Source organism: Agrobacterium albertimagni AOL15, from assembly GCF_000300855.1.
Classification (GTDB): Bacteria; Pseudomonadota; Alphaproteobacteria; order Rhizobiales; family Rhizobiaceae; genus Allorhizobium; species Allorhizobium albertimagni.
In genome coordinates, this window is the sequence record NZ_ALJF01000008.1 from 65537 (window position 1) to 83764 (window position 18228).

An 18228-nucleotide genomic window follows, 5' to 3' on the forward strand; every position below is an offset into this window, starting at 1 on the left:
CGGTGCTCGGACGCATACTGGTAACGTTTGGCGGCCTTTTGGTGGTTGCGCTCTTTGCAGCGCTGCTTGCCCCCTTGTTTGTCGACTGGACCAATTTCCGCCGCGACTTCGAGGATCAGGCAAGCCAGTTGCTCGGCAAGAAGGTTGTCGTGCATGGCAGCGTCAGTGCCCGTCTCCTGCCGTTCCCTTCCGTCACCATGGAGGATGTGACCGTCGGGACCGATGTGGACGGCACACCGCTTGTCCGGGTAGCCCGCTTCTCGCTCGATGCGGAGCTTGCGCCCTTCCTGTCCGGCGAGGCGCGCATCTTCGACATGCGCATCGAGGAGCCGAAGGCGCGCATCCGGCTTCTGCCTGACGGGACGCTGGACTGGTTGCGCGGCAGCAGACCGAGCATTCCGGCGCGCACCGTAGTTCTGGAAAAGGTCTCTGTGACCGGCGGCACAGTCGAGTTCATCGACGAGCAGTCGGGGCGCAATCGCGTGCTCACCGAGCTCGACGCTGCTCTGTCTGCTCGCACGCTTGCGGGACCATGGTCGGTCCAGGGCAGGGCGGTGCTCGACGGAGAGGCCGCGCAGTTCGGCCTGACGACCTCGGAATTTTCGAGCGTTTCGCTTCCGCTTCGCTTGCGGATCGATCCGGAAGCGCGTCCCTTCGACATGATGCTCGAAGGTGAACTGGCGCTGGAAGAGGGCAAGCCGCAATACGCCGGCAGCTTCTCGTCCACCTGGAAGATCGCGAGACCGGCCGAGGCTCTGGAAGCTGGGCAGACGCCGGTGCCAGCGCCTCGGATGCGCGGCGAGTTCAAGCTCGCAAATGACAGCATCACGGTTCCGAGCTATCGCCTCGAACTCGGCGATGCCGTCGATCCTTACGTGATTTCGGGCGAAGCCAAGCTCGACACCGGTGCAAATCCGGAGTTCCTGCTAACCGCCGAGGGCCAGCAGGTCGACGTCAATAGGCTGGCCGTCGATGGCAGCCGGGCAAAGACCTCCCGCAACGGTACCGTGTCCGTCCAGCAGCGCCTTGCGCTCCTGCTCGCGACCGCTGCCGAAATCCCGATCCCCAAGGTTCCCGGACGGGCGACGCTGCGCCTGCCGGCGATCGTGGCCGGCGATACCGTGTTTCGCGACCTGCAGCTCGATGTGCGGCCCGCGGGCAATGGCTGGACGGTGGAGAAGGCCGTCGGCCTCTTGCCGGGCCGCACCCAGGTCGAAGCAAGCGGCCGCCTGGTGCTCGTGGGCACGCCCTCCTTCCAGGGCAATGTCCTGATCGCGTCGACCCAGCCTTCGGGCCTTGCGACCTGGATTGCAGGACGTGTCGATCCGTCGATCCGTGGCCTTTCCTCGGCCGGTTTTTCGGCCTCGGTCAACCTGACACCCGAATTGCAGCGTTTCGAAAATCTGGAGCTCGCGATCGGTGCGGAGCCACTGAAGGGACGAATCGAGCGGGAATCGCCAAGCGGTCAAGCGCCGAGCCTCTCCATCGATCTGACCGGGGACGGTCTCGATCTCGATGCCGCACGGGCGATCGCCGCTTTGGTCGTCGGCGAGGACGCCGAACAGCGGCTGCTTGCCGAACGGGTTGCGACCCGTCTGAAGGTGGGTGCGTTGCGCGCCTTCGGTGTGACCGCCGAGGACGTCGAAGCGATTGCTACTTACGAGGCCGGGCAGCTTTCGATCGAGAGGTTCAACCTCGGCAGTGTCGCTGGCAGCGCAATCCGGGTGAGCGGCACCCTTCGGGATACGCTGGCCACGCCGGCGGGTGAGGCGGAGATCGGCTTCGTCTCTGAGGATCCAGGTCCGTTCCTTGCGCTCCTCAGGGAGCGCCTGCCGGCGAGTGCTCTCATCGACCGGTTGGCCCGGAGTGCGCAGTGGTATCCGCAGACCGACATCAAGGGTCGGCTGCAGGTGACGGAGGCGGGTGCCGTGACGCTTGGACTGACCGGTCGCGTCGACCAGACTGCGCTTGCCGTGACGGCCGAGGCTGACGCAATCTCCGCGTTCCTCGCGGGCGGCAAACGCAGCGTCGACATCCGACTGGAGAACGAGGAGGCGCAGGTTCTTCTCGGACAGGCCGGTTTTGATCCCCTGCCATGGACAACCGGCGAAGGTGGCGTTCTGACCTTGACGGTGAACGCCGCGGGCGAGGGAAATGCCGACGCCATGGTGCGCTTTGCGGGACCTGCGACCACGCTCAACGCGACGGCGCAACTGACGGCTTTCGACACGCCCGGCATGCTGGATGGCGGGTGGGATGTCTCGCTCGACAGCCAGGACCTTGGCCCGTATCTGATGGCGCTGGGTCTCAGCCTTCCCGATGCGGCGACCGGTCTGCCGGTGAAAGGAGAGACGCAATTCTCGCTTGGCGACGGTCAGCTTGCGATCGAACGCATGACGGGGACGATCGGCGGACAAACGCTCGAGGCTGAGGGACAGGTAAACCTGACGGGATCCGTTCCCTCGATTGCCGGTACCGTCAGCATCGATCAACTCGATCTCGACTGGCTTGCGGCGACCATGATCGGGCCGCTCACGGATCCGGCCAGCGGCGTCTTGTCGGAGGCGGCTCTCGGCCCCGCCAGCTTGCCCTTCGATCTCGATCTCGGCCTGACTGTCAAACAATTCTGGCCCGGTGCGGCAGAGGCCATGACGGATGTGTCCGGAACGCTGCGCAACAAGGCCGGTGAACTAAGCTTCGACGAGATCGCCGGAGACTGGCTGGGCGGGAAGGCCAAGGGTCGGTTCTCGGTGGCCAACACCGACGGAAACGGCTTCCTGCAAGCCCGCCTCGATCTCGAGGGTGGCGATGTGCTCAGAACGGTCAATGCGCTTCGCATCGGGCGCGGAATGACCGAGGCCGACACGCCCACAGGCCGCATGGACGTGACGCTGGTTGCCGAAGGCGCCGGTAAGACGCCGCAGGAGTTGATCGGGACGGCCAGTGGCTCCGGCGAGGCGCGGTTCAGCAGCCTCACGCTCGACAGGCTGCATCTCGATATCATGCCGGCACTGATTGCCGAGGTAGACGCCCTGGGAACGGAGATCAGTGAGGACAAGGTTCGGGATATCACCGAGCGTCTGATCGAGGATGGCCGAACGGAGCTGACGGGTCTGGTTCTCCCCTTTGCCTTGTCGGACGGTATGCTGCGCATTCAGGCGGCGAGCCATCAGACGGATGCGGCCAAGCTCGACGGTGCGCTCCGGCTCGATCTGCGAGCCGCCGTGCTCGAGGGTGAGATTGGTGTGGCCCTGAACGCCGGAGAGTCGGCCATGGAGGGAGGAGAGCCGAATTTCCGGCTCCTCTTCCAAGGTGATGCCCTTTCGCCCAGTCAGTCACTTGACGTTACGGAACTCACCAACTTCGTCTCTTTGCGAGCCTTCGAGACCGAGCGGCGGCGGGTCGAGGCGCTGCAAGCAAGCGTTCTCGAGAAGCAGAGGCTGAGGCGTGAGGCAGCGCTTGCGCGGTCGCGTGCCGAAGAGCGGGCGCGGGCAGAAGCCGAACGTCTGCGGCTGGAAGAGGAGGCGCGGCTCAAGGCTGAAGCTGAAGCCCGGGCGGCACAAGAGGCCGAACGCTTGGATGCTCAACCTGAGGCGCCGCCGGCCATTCCGGTGGAGCCCCTGACGACCGAGACGGTGCCCGTCGCGCCCGTTCTTCCAGTGGCACCGGAAGAACGCGTGATCCGTCAGCCCTTGCCGGAGATGCAATTCGAGGGGCTGCCTGGGGTCAACTGACCGGATTGGCTTAGAGTTTTGTTTCTGTCGGACTGTCCAAGACCTTGTCTTCCGTCGAAACGGCAGCCTGCTTGAGTTCGCGCAGGACGAACAGGCGAAGGGCAGAGGAAAGGTTCGAGTCGAGCGGGCGGCTTTGGTCGATGTCGGCGATCAGGGCTGCAAAGCTCAGGCCACGCATCCTGGCGATGGTCTTCAACTCGTCGAGAAAGGCGTCTTCTACAGAAAAACTGGTGCGGTGTCCGTGGAGGGTGATCGAGCGTTTGCGGATCATGGCGGTCACCGTCTTGAAGGGGCGAGGGTAGGGCCGTGCCGATATGCCGCCGTGGCGGGTGTCCGGTTCAATCCTGCTCGGGCTTCTCAATCCGTCCCTGTTCGTGCTGGCGGACCGCCTTGTCGTTGCGTGCCTTGGTCAGCGATTTTTCCGCCTTGGTGCGGCCATGGCTGATGCGGTTTTGTTCGGCCACGGTCTCGCGCTCATCGCGGGCTTTCGCCTTGCGGAACTGGCGGAGATTGACGATGTCGGCCATGGCCTAAACTCCACGGAAAAGGCCGGGCAGGAGCCCGGCCGTCGTCATGTCACTGCTTCTTGCGGAAGGCGTCGAGCGAAACGACGGAGCCTTCCTTCTTTTCTTCCGTCTTGCCGGCTTCCGCTTCTTCCGTCTTGGCGACGGCCTCCAGCGGGTAGGCGGTGATCTCGGCTTCGCCTTCTTCCTCGTCGGCCAGCGGCACGTCGAATTCAAGTTCGAAGTTCACGGAGGGGTCGTAGAAGCCACGGATGGCGTTGAAGGGTACCACGAGCTTTTCCGGCGTGTCGGAGAAGGACAGGCCGATCTCGAACAGGCTGTCGGTGACCTTCAGGTCCCAGAACTGATGCTGGACGACGATGGTCATCTGCTCGGCATATTTCGCCTTGAGATGCTGGGAAATGCGAACGCCTGGCGCGCCGGTCAGGAAGGTGATGAAGAAATGATGATCACCCGGGAGGCGCCCCGTCGCGGCAACCTCGGCCAAGACCTTGCGGATGACGCCACGGAGGGCGTCCTGGGCCAGAATGTCGTAGCGAATATGGTCGTGCCCCATCAGATCCTGCTTTCGTTATCATGCCGATTTTCAGCGGCTTATGCCACGACGCGGCGGCGCGGAAAAGCCCCGACGCGTGAAACTGGTTCGCGCAATGTACATCAAATCTCGGCCTGCTGGTAGCAGCGAAATCCGAAGCAAAGTCATGCAGAAGACAGGGAGTGAAGACTGAGGGTCAATTTGGGGAGGAGGTAGGTGAAGGCTTCTGTTGCCAGGTGCCTTCGGACCCCGCCTTAAGGGGCTAACCCTAAGGACTTAGAGCGGGTTTCCCGCACCGCCATTAGGCAGCGAGAGCGTAACCCTTAGCGTTGTTGTCGTTTGCAACTACACTTGTGACCCGATAACGGCGGTATCATGCCGAGCAAAAGTTCGATCTTTACGCCCTTGTCGATCCTATTTCGCCCCCATCAAAAGCCGGTCCGAATAGACTTCGTCACCGACCGGTTTTTGGTGGAGGCGCCGGGTACCGCCCCCGGGTCCAATAGGTTTATTACACCGACCGTTTATTGCCATAGCCGGAGCAAGCCCCGGCAAGGCTGATATAGGTGTTTCCGTTCCCGATGAAAAGAGGCTAACCGACCGGATCGCGGATTATGCCGCGCGGACCGGGGAAAACCGATGAAGCCGATTGGTTCGCAGCGCGGCCGGCGATAAGATGACACCGACAACGACTCGATGATGGACCCATGCACCAGTATCACGACCTTCTGCGCCACGTTCTGGAGACCGGCAGCGATCGCGGCGACCGCACGGGCACCGGCACCCGGTCCGTATTCGGTTACCAGATGCGCTTCGATCTGGCGGAAGGCTTTCCGGTCATCACGACAAAACGGCTGCATCTGAAGTCGATCATTCACGAGCTGCTCTGGTTCCTGAAGGGCGATACAAATATCCGCTACCTCAAGGAAAACGGCGTCAGCATCTGGGACGAATGGGCCGATGAGAATGGCGATCTCGGTCCTGTCTACGGTGCACAGTGGCGCTCTTGGCCTGACTATGACGGCGGACATATCGACCAGATGGTGAAGCTCATCGAAAGCATCAAGAAAAACCCGAATTCGCGCCGCCACATCGTCACGGCCTGGAACCCGGCGCTGGTCGACGAGATGGCACTTCCGCCCTGCCACTGCCTCTTCCAATTTTACGTGGCCGATGGCCGCCTGTCCTGCCAGCTCTATCAGCGCTCGGCCGACATCTTCCTCGGCGTGCCCTTCAACATCGCCTCTTACGCGCTGCTGACCCTGATGATTGCGCAGGTGACCGGGCTCGAGCCGGGAGACTTTGTCCATACGCTGGGCGACGCCCATCTCTATGCCAATCATTTCGATCAGGCAAAGCTTCAGCTGACACGCACGCCAAAGGCGTTGCCGGTCATGAAGCTCAATCCCGACGTCAAGGACCTGTTTTCCTTCGCGTATGACGACTTCACCCTGATCGGCTATGAGGCCGATGCAAGCATCAAGGCGCCGATTGCCGTCTGACGGTGCGGTGAACGGGTTCGGCATGGCTGACATCAAGACCGTCATCATTGTTGCCGTGTCGCGGAACGGGATCATTGGCCGCGACGGCGACATGCCGTGGAAGCTTTCGACGGACCTGAAACGCTTCAAGGCGCTCAGCATGGGCAAGCCGTTGGTGATGGGACGCAAGACCTTCGAGTCCGTCGGGTCGAAACCGCTGCCTGGGCGGCCGCATATCATCGTCAGCCGCAGTCAGGCCTTCGACATGCCGGGCGTCGAAACCGTGAAGAGCCTTGACGAAGCTCTCGAACGGGGCAGGGCGATTGCGGCCGAGATCGGCGTGGACGAGGTGTGCGTCGTGGGTGGTGGCGAGATCTACCGCCAGGCACTTGAGTTTGCCGATCTCCTGTATGTCACCCATGTCGAGACGGTCGTGGATGGGGATACTTCGTTTCCGGCGATCGATCCCGCGGTTTTCGAATGTGTCGAGGAAACCGTCATTCCGGCCGGCGACAGGGACAATTACCCCACACGCTACGCGATATACCGTCGCAGGGCCGCCTGATAACGCAAAATTTGCCCTGTCCGAAGAAGAAGTTGGCCTCCTCGCGTTGAAAGCAGGGGCTCCGACACCTATAACCCTGTGGAACCTCATGCATGTCGGTCGATCGGCCAGCGGGCGGGGGACTTGGGAGCTTTTACAGCAAAGAGGTATTGATGCCCTGGAGCAATCAAAACGGCGGCGGCGGCGGTCCTTGGGGCGGCGGCGGCGGCGGCGGTAACAATCAGGGCCCCTGGGGGCAGGGGCCAAACCGGCCACGCGGAAACGGCGGTGGCGGCGGTGGCAATCAGCCCCCGGATCTGGAGGATCTGATCCGCAGAGGTCAGGATCGACTGAAGAACGTCGTGCCCGGCGGGTTCAACGGCGGTGCATTCGTGATCGTCGGTATCGTGCTGGTCGCCTTCTGGGCGATGCAGGCCGTCTATACGGTTCAGCCGGACGAGCGCGGCGTGGAACTGCGCTTCGGCAAGCCGAAGGAAGAAATCTCGATGCCGGGCCTGCATTTCCATCTCTGGCCGATCGAATCGGTCGAGATCGTCAAGGTCACCGAGCAGCAGCAAAACATCGGCAGCCGTCCGACGTCGAACAATCCTGGCGCCGGCCTGATGCTCAGCGGCGATCAGAACATCGTCAGCGTCCAGTTCTCGGTGCTCTACACCGTGTCGGACCCGCAGTCCTATCTCTTCAACCTCGAAGATCCGACCCAGACCCTGCAGCAGGTGTCCGAGAGCGCCATGCGTGAAGTGGTCGGTCGTCGTCCGGCCCAGGATGTCTTCCGCGACAACCGCGAACAGATCTCCACCCAGGTTCGTGACATCATCCAGGGCACCATGGACACCTATGGTGCCGGCATCGCGATCAACGCGGTTCCGATCGAAGACGCGGCTCCGCCGCGCGAAGTGGCCGAAGCCTTCGAAGAAGTGCAGCGCGCCCAGCAGGACGAAGACCGCTTCGTCGAAGAAGCCAACCAGTACGCCAACCAGCGTCTCGGTCAGGCACGAGGCCAGGCCGCTCAGATCCGCGAAGAGGCAGCCGCCTACAAGGATCAGGTCGTCAAGGAAGCCGAGGGTGAGGCGCAGCGCTTCATCTCGATCTACGACGAATACGTCAAGGCGCCCGACGTGACCCGTCAGCGCATCTATCTGGAGACCATGGAGAACGTTCTGCGTAACTCGAACAAGGTCATCATGGGCGACCAGCAGGGTGTCGTGCCTTACCTGCCGCTCAACGAACTTATGCGTCAGCCGGGCAACCAGGGCGCAGGCCAGTCTACGACGGGAGGGAACTGACATGCAGAACCGTGTTCCCTATTTCCTCGCCGCTTTGGCCGTCGCACTGTTCTTGGCCTATTCGTCGATCTTTGTGGTCAACGAGCGTGAGCAGGCCATCGTCCTGCGCTTCGGTCAGATCCAGGATGTGAAGAACGAGCCGGGCCTCTATTTCAAGCTGCCCTTCGCCTTCATCGATGCCGACCGCGTGCAATATGTCGAGGACCGCGCCCTGCGCTTCGATCTGCCTGACATCCGTGTTCAGGTCCGTGGCGGTGCGTTCTATGAGGTCGATGCATTCGCGGTCTATCGCATCACCGACGCACGGCGCTTCCGTGAAACGGTGTCGGCCGACCGAGAAGCTGCGGAATCGCGTCTTCGTACCCGTCTCGATGCCGCACTTCGCCGCGTCTACGGTCTTCGCAACTTCGACGCAGCGCTCTCCGAAGAGCGTGGCTCGATGATGTCCGACGTTCGCAACGATCTCCAGGCAGCGGCTGAAAGCCTCGGCCTACAGGTCACCGACGTCCGCATTCGTCGTACCGACCTGACGCAGGAAGTCTCGCAGCAGACCTTCGAGCGCATGAAGGCCGAGCGTCTCGCCGAAGCCGAACTGATCCGTGCGCGTGGTAACGAAGAAAGCCAGCGTCGCCGGGCAATCGCCGACCGTCAGGTCGTCGAGTTGCAGGCCGGAGCGCAGCGCGATTCGGAAATCCTGCGTGGTGAAGGCGATGCCGAGCGTAACAGCATCTTCGCCGATGCCTTCCAGCGCGACCCGGCCTTCTTCGAGTTCTATCGCTCGATGCGCGCCTATGTCGGTTCGCTGAGCAATCAGGGCACGACGATGGTGCTGTCGCCCGACAGCGACTTCTTCCGCTTCTTCAACAGCGGAGCGGGTACGGGCAACTCGGCGACGCCGACACCTGCCCCTGCTGCCCAGCAACCGGCTACGCCGCCGGCACCTGCCGGCAACTGACATCATGGACGACCTGCTCGCAGGTATCGCCATATTCCTGATCATCGAGGGGCTGGCCTATGCGCTGGCCCCTCGTTTTCTTGTGCGCATGGCGCGGCTTCTGCCACAGATTCCGGAGGATCAGCTCCGGTTGCTTGGCCTCACCGCGATCACCACGGGCGTGGCAATCGTCTGGTGGGTGCGCGCCTGACAAGATGTGGTCGCAAGTTGAGGTTAGATCTCTTCCGGCAATTGTGATTTTCCCTCAGCCCATTCCGCCTTATGTTCACTCAGACTCCAGACAATCCAGTGAGGAAGCCGATGATGAAACCTGCCCGCGCGTCGCGAATGATTCTCTCGGCGCTTCTCACGGGAACGGCCGTGACCGTCGGTGCCGTGGCGTCGCCCATCCCGGCGGTGGCGCAGCAAGGGCCTGAATCCGTTGCGGATCTCGCGAGCGGCCTGCTCGGTGCCGTCGTCAATATCTCGACGTCGCAAAGCGTTGCCGAAGAGGGCGAGGGGCCGCGTCCGCAGGTTCCGGAGGGCTCGCCCTTCCAGGAGTTGTTCGAAGACTTCTACCGTAACCGCGAGGGCGGGGGCACGAGCAACAAGGTGAACTCGCTCGGCTCCGGCTTTGTGATCGACCCGACGGGCTTCATCGTCACCAACAATCACGTGATCGAAAATGCCGACGATATCGAGGTCATTTTCTCCGACGGTTCGAAGCTGAAGGCGAAGCTGATCGGCACCGACACGAAGACTGACCTGTCCGTTCTCAAGGTCGAGCCGCCGCAGCCGCTGACGGCCGTGAAGTTCGGCGATTCGACGAAGATGCGCATCGGCGACTGGGTCATGGCGATCGGCAATCCGTTCGGCCTCGGAGGCTCGGTCACCGTCGGCATCATTTCGGCGAGCGGCCGCAACATCAATGCCGGCCCCTATGACAACTTCATCCAGACGGATGCGGCGATCAACAAGGGCAATTCCGGTGGACCGCTGTTCAACATGAGCGGCGAGGTGATCGGGATCAACACCGCCATCATATCGCCGAGCGGTGGCTCGATCGGTATCGGTTTTGCCGTGCCGACGGAGTTGGCGGAGAACATCGTCAACCAGTTGATCGAGTTTGGCGAAACGCGTCGTGGCTGGCTCGGTGTTCGCATCCAGCCGGTTTCCGACGAGGTTGCACAGAGCCTGAATATCGACCGCGCCCGTGGCGCCCTGATCAGCGGCATTGTCGAAGGTGGCCCTGTCGCCAATGGCCCAATCCAGGTCGGCGACATCATCACGCGCTTCAATGGACGCGCGATTTCCGAGACCCGCGACCTCACCCGTATCGTGGCCGAAAGTCCGATCGGTGAACCGCTCGACGTGGTCATCCTGCGAGACGGACAGGAACAGACGGTGAAGGTGACCCTCGGGCGTCTTGATGACGACGAGGTCGCGAGCAACGAGACGGATCCAGAAACCACTGTCGAGCCCGACGAGGAAGGCACGGCACCCGACGGCGATCAGCAGGCGCCGGCAGAGCCGCCGGCCGGCGAGGAGGCTCCCGATGGCGAAGAGCAGGGCGAGGCTCCGGCGATGCCCGATCAGGCCGAACAGAGCGCGCCCGTGACCGAAGGGCTGATCGGCGTGGAGCTGACCGCGCTGACGGACGCGAACCGTGTGAGCTTCTCGATTGCCGAGGGCGTCGAAGGCGTTCTGATCACCCGCGTGCTTCCCGGCTCCAAGGCCGAAGGCAAGGGGCTGAAGGTCGGCGAAGTGATCGTCGAGGTCGCCCAGGAATTCATGAAGACGCCGCAGCAGGTTGCCGAAAAGCTCACCAACATCAAGGGCGAGGGGCGCCGCAGCGGCTATCTGATGATCGCCGACAAGGACGGCAACCTTCGTCTCGTGGCTGTTCCACTCGAATAGTTCAGGCGTAAAGCCGCTCGACCGAGATGCTGTTCTGTCTCAAATACTCCTCGAACTGGTCGACCGGCATCGGTCGTCCAGCGAGGAAGCCTTGGATTTCGCCGCAGCCCATCTGCCGCAAAAGGTCGAACTGACCTCTGGTTTCGACCCCTTCTGCAGCAACGCTCATGCGCAGGTCACGCGCAAGACGGATCACGGCGTCGACGATGGCGCGGCTGTCGGCATTGGTCTCGAGGTCCGAAATGAAGGACTGGTCGATCTTCAATTTGTCGAAGCGATACTGGCGAAGGTAGCTCAAGGAGGAGAAGCCCGTGCCAAAGTCGTCGAGCGCGATGCGAAGCCCGAGCCGCGACAGGCAGGCAAGCGTTTGTTCGACGCCGATCGCCTTTTCCATCAGCAGACTTTCCGTCACTTCCAGTTCAAGACGATGGGCGGGAAGACCGTTCTGTTTCAGCGCGCCTTCAACCAGAGGCAGGAGCCCCGGACTGAGAAACTGGCGAGAGGACAGATTGACGGCGACGCGGATGTGGTCCGGCCAGTTGACCGCGTGCTTGCAGGCCTGGCGCAGGACCCAGCTGCCGATGGCGCCGATCTGGCCGGTTTCCTCGGCGATCGGAATGAATTCGCCGGGGCTGATCGCGCCGAGTGTGGGGTGGTTCCAGCGTAACAGCGCCTCGGCACAGACCACCTGACGGCTTTGCGCATCGACCAGGGGCTGGAAGTGCACGGTCAGGCTCTCCTGCGTGACGGCGAGCGAGAGTTCCTGTTCGATCAGATTGCGGCGCCGCGCGGCAGCATCCAGCGAACTGTCGAAGAAGCGGTACCGGTTACGTCCGTCTGTCTTGGCCCGGTAGAGGGCAAGATCTGCATTGCGCATCAACTGGTCCGGATCAGTGCCATCGATCGGGGCGCAGGCAATGCCGATGCTGACGCCGACATGGGCCGTGCCGCAGCGAAGGCTGATCGGCTTGCTGAGGCTTTCGATGATGCGGGAGGCGAGGCTCGCGGCGCTCTGCGGATCGTCGCCGGTCACATGCAGGATCGCAAACTCATCACCGCCAATGCGCGCCAGCGTGTCGCTCTCGCCGCGCACCTGGCTCAGAATGCTGGCAATGGAGCGCAGCAGTTCGTCCCCGCCGGCATGGCCGAAATTGTCGTTGATATGCTTGAAGCGGTCGAGATCCAGCAGCAGGACGGAGAACGGATCGCCGAAGCGTTCGTGACGCGACACTGCGCGCTCGAAATCCTCGGAGAGGAGAACCCGGTTGCCGACTTCCGTCAACGGATCGTGGCGGGCCATGTGTTCGATCCGCAGCCGGCTTTCACGGCTTGCGGTGACATCTCGGCCAACTCCGCGATAGCCGCAGAACTGTCCGGTCTCGTCCTGGATCGCCTTTGCGGTCAGCGACCAGATCGCCAGTTCGCCCCCCAGTTCGACACAGATGTCCTGATCACGGAAGGACTGGCGCGCCTCCAGACAGGTAATGAAGTTCTCCTTGCAATCCATGCCCTCGACCCCAACTTCGGCGAAGGGCATGATCCCGGTCAGCGGCTTGCCGATCACCATGGCTTCCGGCACCTGCATCTGATCGTAGAAGCGGCTGGAGGCACGAACGAGGTTGAGCTTCTCGTCGGTGCCCCACAACCAGTCCGCGGCGTTCTCTTCGAAATCGTTCAGCAGGAGATTGATGACGTCCCGCTGCTCGTCGGCCGCAAGTTTGGCCCGGACGCGCTCCGTAAGGCTTCGACAGACCGCCAGCGACGAGCGGATGATGATCGCGGCAAAGATCAGGTAGAGGACGAAGAGGTAGGCGCCGACAATGGTCGGATCGCGGGAGAGGGCGATTGCCGCGCCGACGGCAACGGTGCTGCAGAAGACGATCGACGCCGGCGGAATGGTCGCCAGTGCGAAGCCGCCGCCGCCGGCCATGCCGACGGTGAGGGCGATCAGCACCATGCGCTGCGTTTCGTCGGCTATGTGATAGGCCGCCACATCGAGGGCTGCCCAGAAGCCGCTTAGGATCGCGGCATAGATGATCGCGCGAACTGTCCCGCGCAGGCTTGCACGCTCGCGCATACCTCGCTTGCGATTGCGCCACCAGGAAAGGCTCGTATAGACCGCCACAATCAGGATCAGGCCGCATATCACATAGACTTCGGTCGCGGAGGGGCTGCCGTAAAAGGCGAAGACTGTCAGGATCGCGTTGCAGAGGTTTGCCGCCATCATCCAAGGCGTGCTGGCGCCGACGACCGCCAGTCGTACCGCACGGATACGCTCGGCCTCTTCCTCCGTCTGGTTGCCTTCACCAAGACGCAGAAAGCGGTCGTACAGGCTCACAATCGGTGCCGCGACATGCGCGGAAAACATCTTCTGCATACAGCGATTTGTAGCAGATACATTTTAAGTCTGCGTAAATTAGGAATATCATCTTGTTCAGATCGGGGTGGAATCGAACTGAGTTCTGAACAATACATGCCGCTTCAGGTGCGGATGCGTGTCAGGCACCTTGGGATGATCGAAATCCTGGCCAGCCAGACGCTGCATGCCGATCCGTTGCATGACGGCTGTCGACCGATGATTGGCGCCGACGGCAAAGGCGTAGACTGTCTGCAGATGTAGGTCGGTGCGTGCGTATTCGATCAGGCGGGATGCCGCTTCGGTGACGTAGCCGCGGCCCCAGAAGCGGGTGGCCAAACGCCAGCCGATCTCGATTGCTCCCTCGGGCAGGATGCCGGGTAAGTCCACGGGTGAGAGGCCGCAGAAGCCCATTGCCTCGTTTGTGGTCCGATCGGCGAGCGCGTAGAATCCAAGGCCCGTTTCACTGATCATGTCCCGGTTCCGGTCGAACAGGGTGTCGCATTCCGCATGGGAGCGGCGGAACGGGAAGAACTCCATGACCTTTTCGTCGCGGTTGATCTCGTAGAAGAGGTTGCGATCCTCATCCTGCCAGTTGCGCAGGATCAGTCGCTTCGTCTCGACGATCAGCATGATCAGCCCTTATGCGGTCACGAAGTCCGACTTGCGGTAGCCCTGCAGATAGAGAAGGGCGGTGAGGTCGCCGTGGTCGATGCGGATCTTCGCTTCAGCGGCCACGGCCGGCTTGGCATGCAGAGCGACACCGGAGCCGGCGATGCCGAGCATGCCCAGATCATTGGCGCCGTCGCCGACGGCAATCGTTTCGTTCGGGCTGATGCCGAGGCGGTTTGTGATGTCGAGCAGGGAATCCACCTTGGCCTGCTTGCCGAGGATCGGTTCGGCGACCTCGCCGGTCAGGACGCCGTCTTCTTCGATCAAGATATTGGCGCGGTTCTCATCGAAGCCGAGCATCGCGGCGATCGGGCCTGTGAAGACGGTGAAGCCACCGGAAACAAGCGCGGTGTAACCGCCTCTTGCCTTCATCGTCGCGATCAGTTCCTTGCCGCCCGGGGTCAGAGTGATGCGCTTGGCGATCACCTCGCCGACCACCGAGATCGGCAAACCCTTCAACAGCGCCACGCGCTCGCGCAGGGCGGGCTCGAAGGCGATCTCGCCGTTCATGGCCCGGGCCGTGATCTGGGAGACCTTGTCCTTCAGGCCGACCTCGGCTGCGAGCTCGTCGATGCATTCCTGGCCGATCATCGTCGAATCCATGTCGGCGATCAGGAAGGACTTACGGCGAGTGTCGGCATCCTGGACCGCGACGTCGACGGGCTGCCCCGCCAGCACCTGACGCAGAGCGCCTTCGGCCTTGATCGGATCGGTGCCATCGGGAAGCGGGATGTCGCAGGCGATCCCGTCGGCCAGCCAGTAGAGGCGCGAAGACGCGACGGCATCCGCAGCCTTCTCACCGAGGGCGGGGCTCAGAACAGGGTTTGACGGATTGGCGACAAGCGTGGCAACCAAGGCCATGATGGAAGATCCTGACAAGAACAACGACGCGATCCTGATAACCGGGCCGACCGCCAGCGGCAAGTCTGCGCTCGCGCTTCAATTTGCCCGCCGCCATGAAGGCGTCGTCATCAATGCCGACAGCATGCAGGTCTATGACACGCTCCGCGTCGTCACCGCCCGTCCGAGCGCGGCGGAGGTGGGAGAGGTGCGCCACGAACTCTATGGCCATGTCCCGGTAGGCCAGACCTATTCGACCGGCGACTGGTTGCGCGAAGCAGGTGTGCTGCTGGAGCGACTGAAGCACGAGAACCGTCTTCCCGTGTTCGTCGGCGGTACCGGGCTCTACTTCAAGGCGCTGACCGGCGGGCTTTCGGAAATGCCCGCGATCCCGGCCGACCTGCGGACGGAGATCCGCCAGCGGCTTGAGACCGAGGGGTCCGATGCGTTGCATCGGGAATTGGCGGAGGTGGATCCGGCGATGGCGCAGCGCCTCAGTCCGGGCGATGGTCAAAGGATCGTGCGGGCACTCGAGGTGTTCAGGGCAACAGGACGGTCGATCGCCGAGTATCAGAAGCAGTCCGGACCACAGTTGGTCGATCCGGATCGCACCCGCAAGCTTGTGGTCCTGCCAGATCGCACGGTGCTGCACGACCGGATCAACAGGCGCTTCCAACAGATGATGGACGAGGGGGCGATCGAGGAGGTCGAGGCGCTTCTGTCGCTTAGCCTGAAGCCGGAGATGCCTGCCATGAAGGCGATCGGCGTGGCGCAAATTGCCGACATGCTGGCGGGGCGGATTACCCGGCAAGAAGCGATCGAACGGGCCTCTGCCGCGACGCGCCAATATGCCAAGCGACAGATGACCTGGTTCCGTAACCAGATGGATGAAAGCTGGGAGAGGGTCGACCCGGCAGTTTTCCGGATCGATTGACGTTTAGTCGCGCTTATAGAGGCTCGATAGCGGCTTTTTGAGAATGCTCTCGCGCAAGGATGAGCCGCCCTCACGGCGCAGGGGTTGGGAGCCGAAGGTCGCTGGCGGCGGCTCGCCAGCCATTGAGTGAGCCGGCGCCGGGCTCTCCATGCGCGGGCGGGGCGCGTCGTCGATACCAGGACGGGGCAGCATGTCCGGACGGTAGGGCTCGATCGTCGGCGTCTCCGAGGCTGGCAATGCCTGTCGCTGCAATGGCGCCTCGAAAGGCTGACGCGTCATAGGGGGCGGTGATGCCGTTGGGAAAGGAGAGGCGGCCGGGCGCGCCGGTGTCTGTGGGGCAAACGAAGGACGCAGCGAGTCGAAAGCTCCGTCTTCGTCGTCGAACTCCTCGTCGTCATAGATTCCATCAGGGGCGCTCGGGGTGCCGCCGAAACCGGTCTCGAAGCTTTGCTGGAAGGCTGAGATATCCGGCCCGGCGATGGCCCGCATACGGCCGACAATGGTGCGTAGATCGACGGTGTCAGGCGTTTCATCGGTGTGTTTGGCGTTGACGCCGTTGGCCTTCGGCAGCGCCGATTCCGGTACGCGGGTGAAGCGCATACGCATGGGAACGGCGATCGCCTCACCGAAGGCGATGGCTTCGCCATTGCCGATCGAGGAAATGAAGCTGGTGGTCGAGATCGAACTGTCGGGGATGGCCGAGCGGATGATCTCCTGGTCGCGGTCGTTGGCAAGACGCATGGCAAACAGCGTCGAGCACTGCGACAGGATCGTCTGGTCGAGCTCGCCCGGGCGCTGGGTGATCACACCCAACGAGACCCCGTATTTACGGCCTTCCTTCGCGATGCGGGCGATGGCCTGGCGCGTCGGGAAGAAACCGAGGCTCGGGTCGGCCGGCACATAGCGGTGCGCCTCTTCGCAGACGACCAGCATATGGATTGCGCCGTTCGACCAGAGCGCCAGCTCGAATGCCATGCGGCAGAGAACCGAGGCGACGGAGTTGACGACTTCCGAGGGGATGCCGGCAAGCTGGAAGGTCGAGATCGGACGGTCGTCTCCCGGGATGCGGAAGATATGCGCGATCGTCTCCATGATCGTGTCGCTGATCGTGTTGTTGGAGAACATGAAGTGATAGCGCGGATCGTTGACCGCCGACATGATGCGCATCTTCAGCGAGCGCAGATAGGGCTTTTCACCACGGCCTTCGAGGCGTCCGATGCGCTCGTCGATGAGCGCGAGCAGGTCGGCGATGCGGTAAGGGACCGGCGTATCGGCGGTCATCGAACTCTTGTCGGCCATGCGCCGCATCAGCGCACTCTCGTTGCCGCGGAAGGCGCGTTTGGCTTCGGGCATCAGGTCGCGCAGGATGTCGAGCTCTTCCGGGACCGGCGGACGACCGCGGAACAGAACCTCTGCGAATTCGTCCAGGCGCATCAGCCAGAAGGGCAGGTCGAGCGTGTCGGTATCGATGACGACGGCCAGCTCGGGAAAGGCGGCCGCGAACTCGTTGTGCGGATCGAGGATCAGAATGCGCAGCTTCGGATCGCTTTCGATCGCCTTGCGCAGAAGCAGGGAGACGGCGGTCGATTTGCCGACGCCGGTCGAGCCGACCACGGCGAAGTGCTTCGACAGCATCGACGGGACATGGATGGCCGCGTCGATCGATTCGTCCTGGGTGAGCTTGCCGATCACGGCGGTGTCGCTCATCCGCGTGTCGTAGATGCGTGACAGGTCGGCTGCACGAATGCGGTGGGCGATGGCGCCAAGATAGGGATAACGCGAGATGCCGGTCGAGAAGAGTTCCTGACCGTCTTCCTGAACATAGACTTCGCCGAGCAGTTCGACCTCGATGAGAAACTGGTTGTCAGCCCCTTCGCCCCAGTCCTTGCCTTCCGTCTGCATGGAATAGGCGAGGGCGACGACGCGGTTCTTGCCAACGGTGATCGAGATCAGACGGCCGACGGACCACAGCTCCGTGAGATCCGTGCCACCGTCTTCGGCGACGGCCGCGATCGTCGCGCGCGAGCCGTTGCAGGCGACGACGCGTCCGAGCATCCGGTTGCCAGGCCGCATGCCATCGCGGCGGTCTTGATCTCCGGCTGCGCCGGACTTGTGAAGATCATCGTTCAACAAGCGCATTCTCCCTGCTTGCGCAAGCTTATGGGGGAGCGCTTAAAATTTCGTGTAACGCCTTAGCCTGGGGTTGAGGTTTCAGAGCGTGTCGCGCAAGAAACTTTCGCGGCGGAGGGCGGAAATTTGCAAAAGATGCGTTGACGCTTGCGGGCTTTCTGGCTAACACTTCGCTCCATGAAAATCTCGGTGGCACTTATCGTGGTGGGACGGCGCATGGGCAGGATGGTGTAACCATCCGGCGATAGCCACCCATGCGCTAGATGACAGGCTCCTCAAAGGAGCCTTTTTTTATGCCCTGAACCGGGTTATCAGCCCCA

The 18228-nt window shown here is 62.5% G+C and carries 15 protein-coding genes and 1 other RNA gene; 8 read left to right on the plus strand and 8 right to left on the minus strand.

Going from position 1 to position 18228, the window contains the following annotated elements; genetic code table 11:
• Positions 1–2: 2 nt before the first annotated feature.
• On the plus strand, positions 3–3734 hold the full coding sequence (locus QWE_RS09940) for an AsmA family protein (protein WP_006725982.1): 3732 nt from the start codon (positions 3–5) through the stop codon (positions 3732–3734).
• 10 nt (positions 3735–3744) lie between these two features.
• Here QWE_RS09940 and QWE_RS09945 read toward each other — a convergent pair whose 3' ends face one another.
• From QWE_RS09945 to ssrA, 4 genes are all read right to left on the minus strand, one after another.
• Positions 3745–4005 carry a ribbon-helix-helix domain-containing protein gene (locus tag QWE_RS09945; protein WP_006725983.1) on the minus strand — a complete coding sequence of 87 codons (261 nt, stop codon included), beginning with the start codon at positions 4003–4005 and terminating at the stop codon, positions 3745–3747.
• A 67-nt stretch (positions 4006–4072) separates the two neighbouring features.
• Positions 4073–4261, minus strand: coding sequence for a DUF4169 family protein (locus tag QWE_RS09950; RefSeq protein WP_006725984.1), 189 nt, complete (start codon positions 4259–4261; stop codon positions 4073–4075).
• A gap of 49 nt (positions 4262–4310) precedes the next feature.
• Complete coding sequence (locus tag QWE_RS09955; protein WP_006725985.1) at positions 4311–4814, minus strand: SspB family protein; 504 nt, start codon at positions 4812–4814, stop codon at positions 4311–4313.
• 194 nt (positions 4815–5008) lie between these two features.
• Positions 5009–5385, minus strand: a transfer-messenger RNA (tmRNA) gene (ssrA, locus tag QWE_RS24690).
• Between the two features lie 115 nt (positions 5386–5500).
• Between ssrA and QWE_RS09960 the strand changes: the two genes are divergently transcribed.
• The 6 genes from QWE_RS09960 to QWE_RS09985 all read left to right on the plus strand — a co-directional run bounded on the left by QWE_RS09960 (position 5501) and on the right by QWE_RS09985 (position 10976).
• On the plus strand, positions 5501–6295 hold the full coding sequence (locus QWE_RS09960; RefSeq protein ID WP_006725986.1) for a thymidylate synthase: 795 nt from the start codon (positions 5501–5503) through the stop codon (positions 6293–6295).
• Between the two features lie 22 nt (positions 6296–6317).
• Positions 6318–6839, plus strand: coding sequence for a dihydrofolate reductase (locus QWE_RS09965; protein WP_006725987.1), 522 nt, complete (start codon positions 6318–6320; stop codon positions 6837–6839).
• 152 nt (positions 6840–6991) lie between these two features.
• Complete coding sequence (hflK, locus tag QWE_RS09970; RefSeq protein WP_006725988.1) at positions 6992–8125, plus strand: FtsH protease activity modulator HflK; 1134 nt, start codon at positions 6992–6994, stop codon at positions 8123–8125.
• Position 8126: 1 nt separating this feature from the next.
• Positions 8127–9080, plus strand: coding sequence for a protease modulator HflC (gene hflC, locus QWE_RS09975; protein WP_006725989.1), 954 nt, complete (start codon positions 8127–8129; stop codon positions 9078–9080).
• Positions 9081–9084: 4 nt separating this feature from the next.
• Positions 9085–9270 (plus strand): DUF2065 domain-containing protein, encoded by a 186-nt coding sequence (locus tag QWE_RS09980; RefSeq protein ID WP_006725990.1) that lies wholly within the window; start codon positions 9085–9087, stop codon positions 9268–9270.
• Positions 9271–9380: 110 nt separating this feature from the next.
• Positions 9381–10976 (plus strand): Do family serine endopeptidase, encoded by a 1596-nt coding sequence (locus QWE_RS09985; protein WP_006725991.1) that lies wholly within the window; start codon positions 9381–9383, stop codon positions 10974–10976.
• Between the two features lies 1 nt (position 10977).
• Here the strand turns inward: QWE_RS09985 and QWE_RS09990 are convergent, their stop codons facing one another.
• Genes QWE_RS09990 through serB form a run of 3 tightly spaced genes read right to left on the minus strand, consistent with a single transcriptional unit; the run spans position 10978 to position 14865 of the window.
• Positions 10978–13353 (minus strand): putative bifunctional diguanylate cyclase/phosphodiesterase, encoded by a 2376-nt coding sequence (locus QWE_RS09990; protein ID WP_006725992.1) that lies wholly within the window; start codon positions 13351–13353, stop codon positions 10978–10980.
• A gap of 57 nt (positions 13354–13410) precedes the next feature.
• Complete coding sequence (locus QWE_RS09995; RefSeq protein WP_006725993.1) at positions 13411–13965, minus strand: GNAT family N-acetyltransferase; 555 nt, start codon at positions 13963–13965, stop codon at positions 13411–13413.
• A 9-nt stretch (positions 13966–13974) separates the two neighbouring features.
• Positions 13975–14865, minus strand: coding sequence for a phosphoserine phosphatase SerB (gene serB / locus QWE_RS10000; RefSeq protein ID WP_006725994.1), 891 nt, complete (start codon positions 14863–14865; stop codon positions 13975–13977).
• Between serB and miaA the strand changes: the two genes are divergently transcribed.
• The gene (miaA, locus tag QWE_RS10005) at positions 14864–15778 is read left to right on the plus strand and encodes a tRNA (adenosine(37)-N6)-dimethylallyltransferase MiaA (RefSeq protein ID WP_006725995.1); all 915 of its coding nucleotides are present in this window, start codon (positions 14864–14866) and stop codon (positions 15776–15778) included. The genes serB and miaA overlap by 2 nt on opposite strands.
• Positions 15779–15781: 3 nt before the next feature.
• Here the strand turns inward: miaA and QWE_RS10010 are convergent, their stop codons facing one another.
• Complete coding sequence (locus QWE_RS10010; protein WP_040299975.1) at positions 15782–17911, minus strand: ATP-binding protein; 2130 nt, start codon at positions 17909–17911, stop codon at positions 15782–15784.
• Positions 17912–18228: the final 317 nt, after the last annotated feature.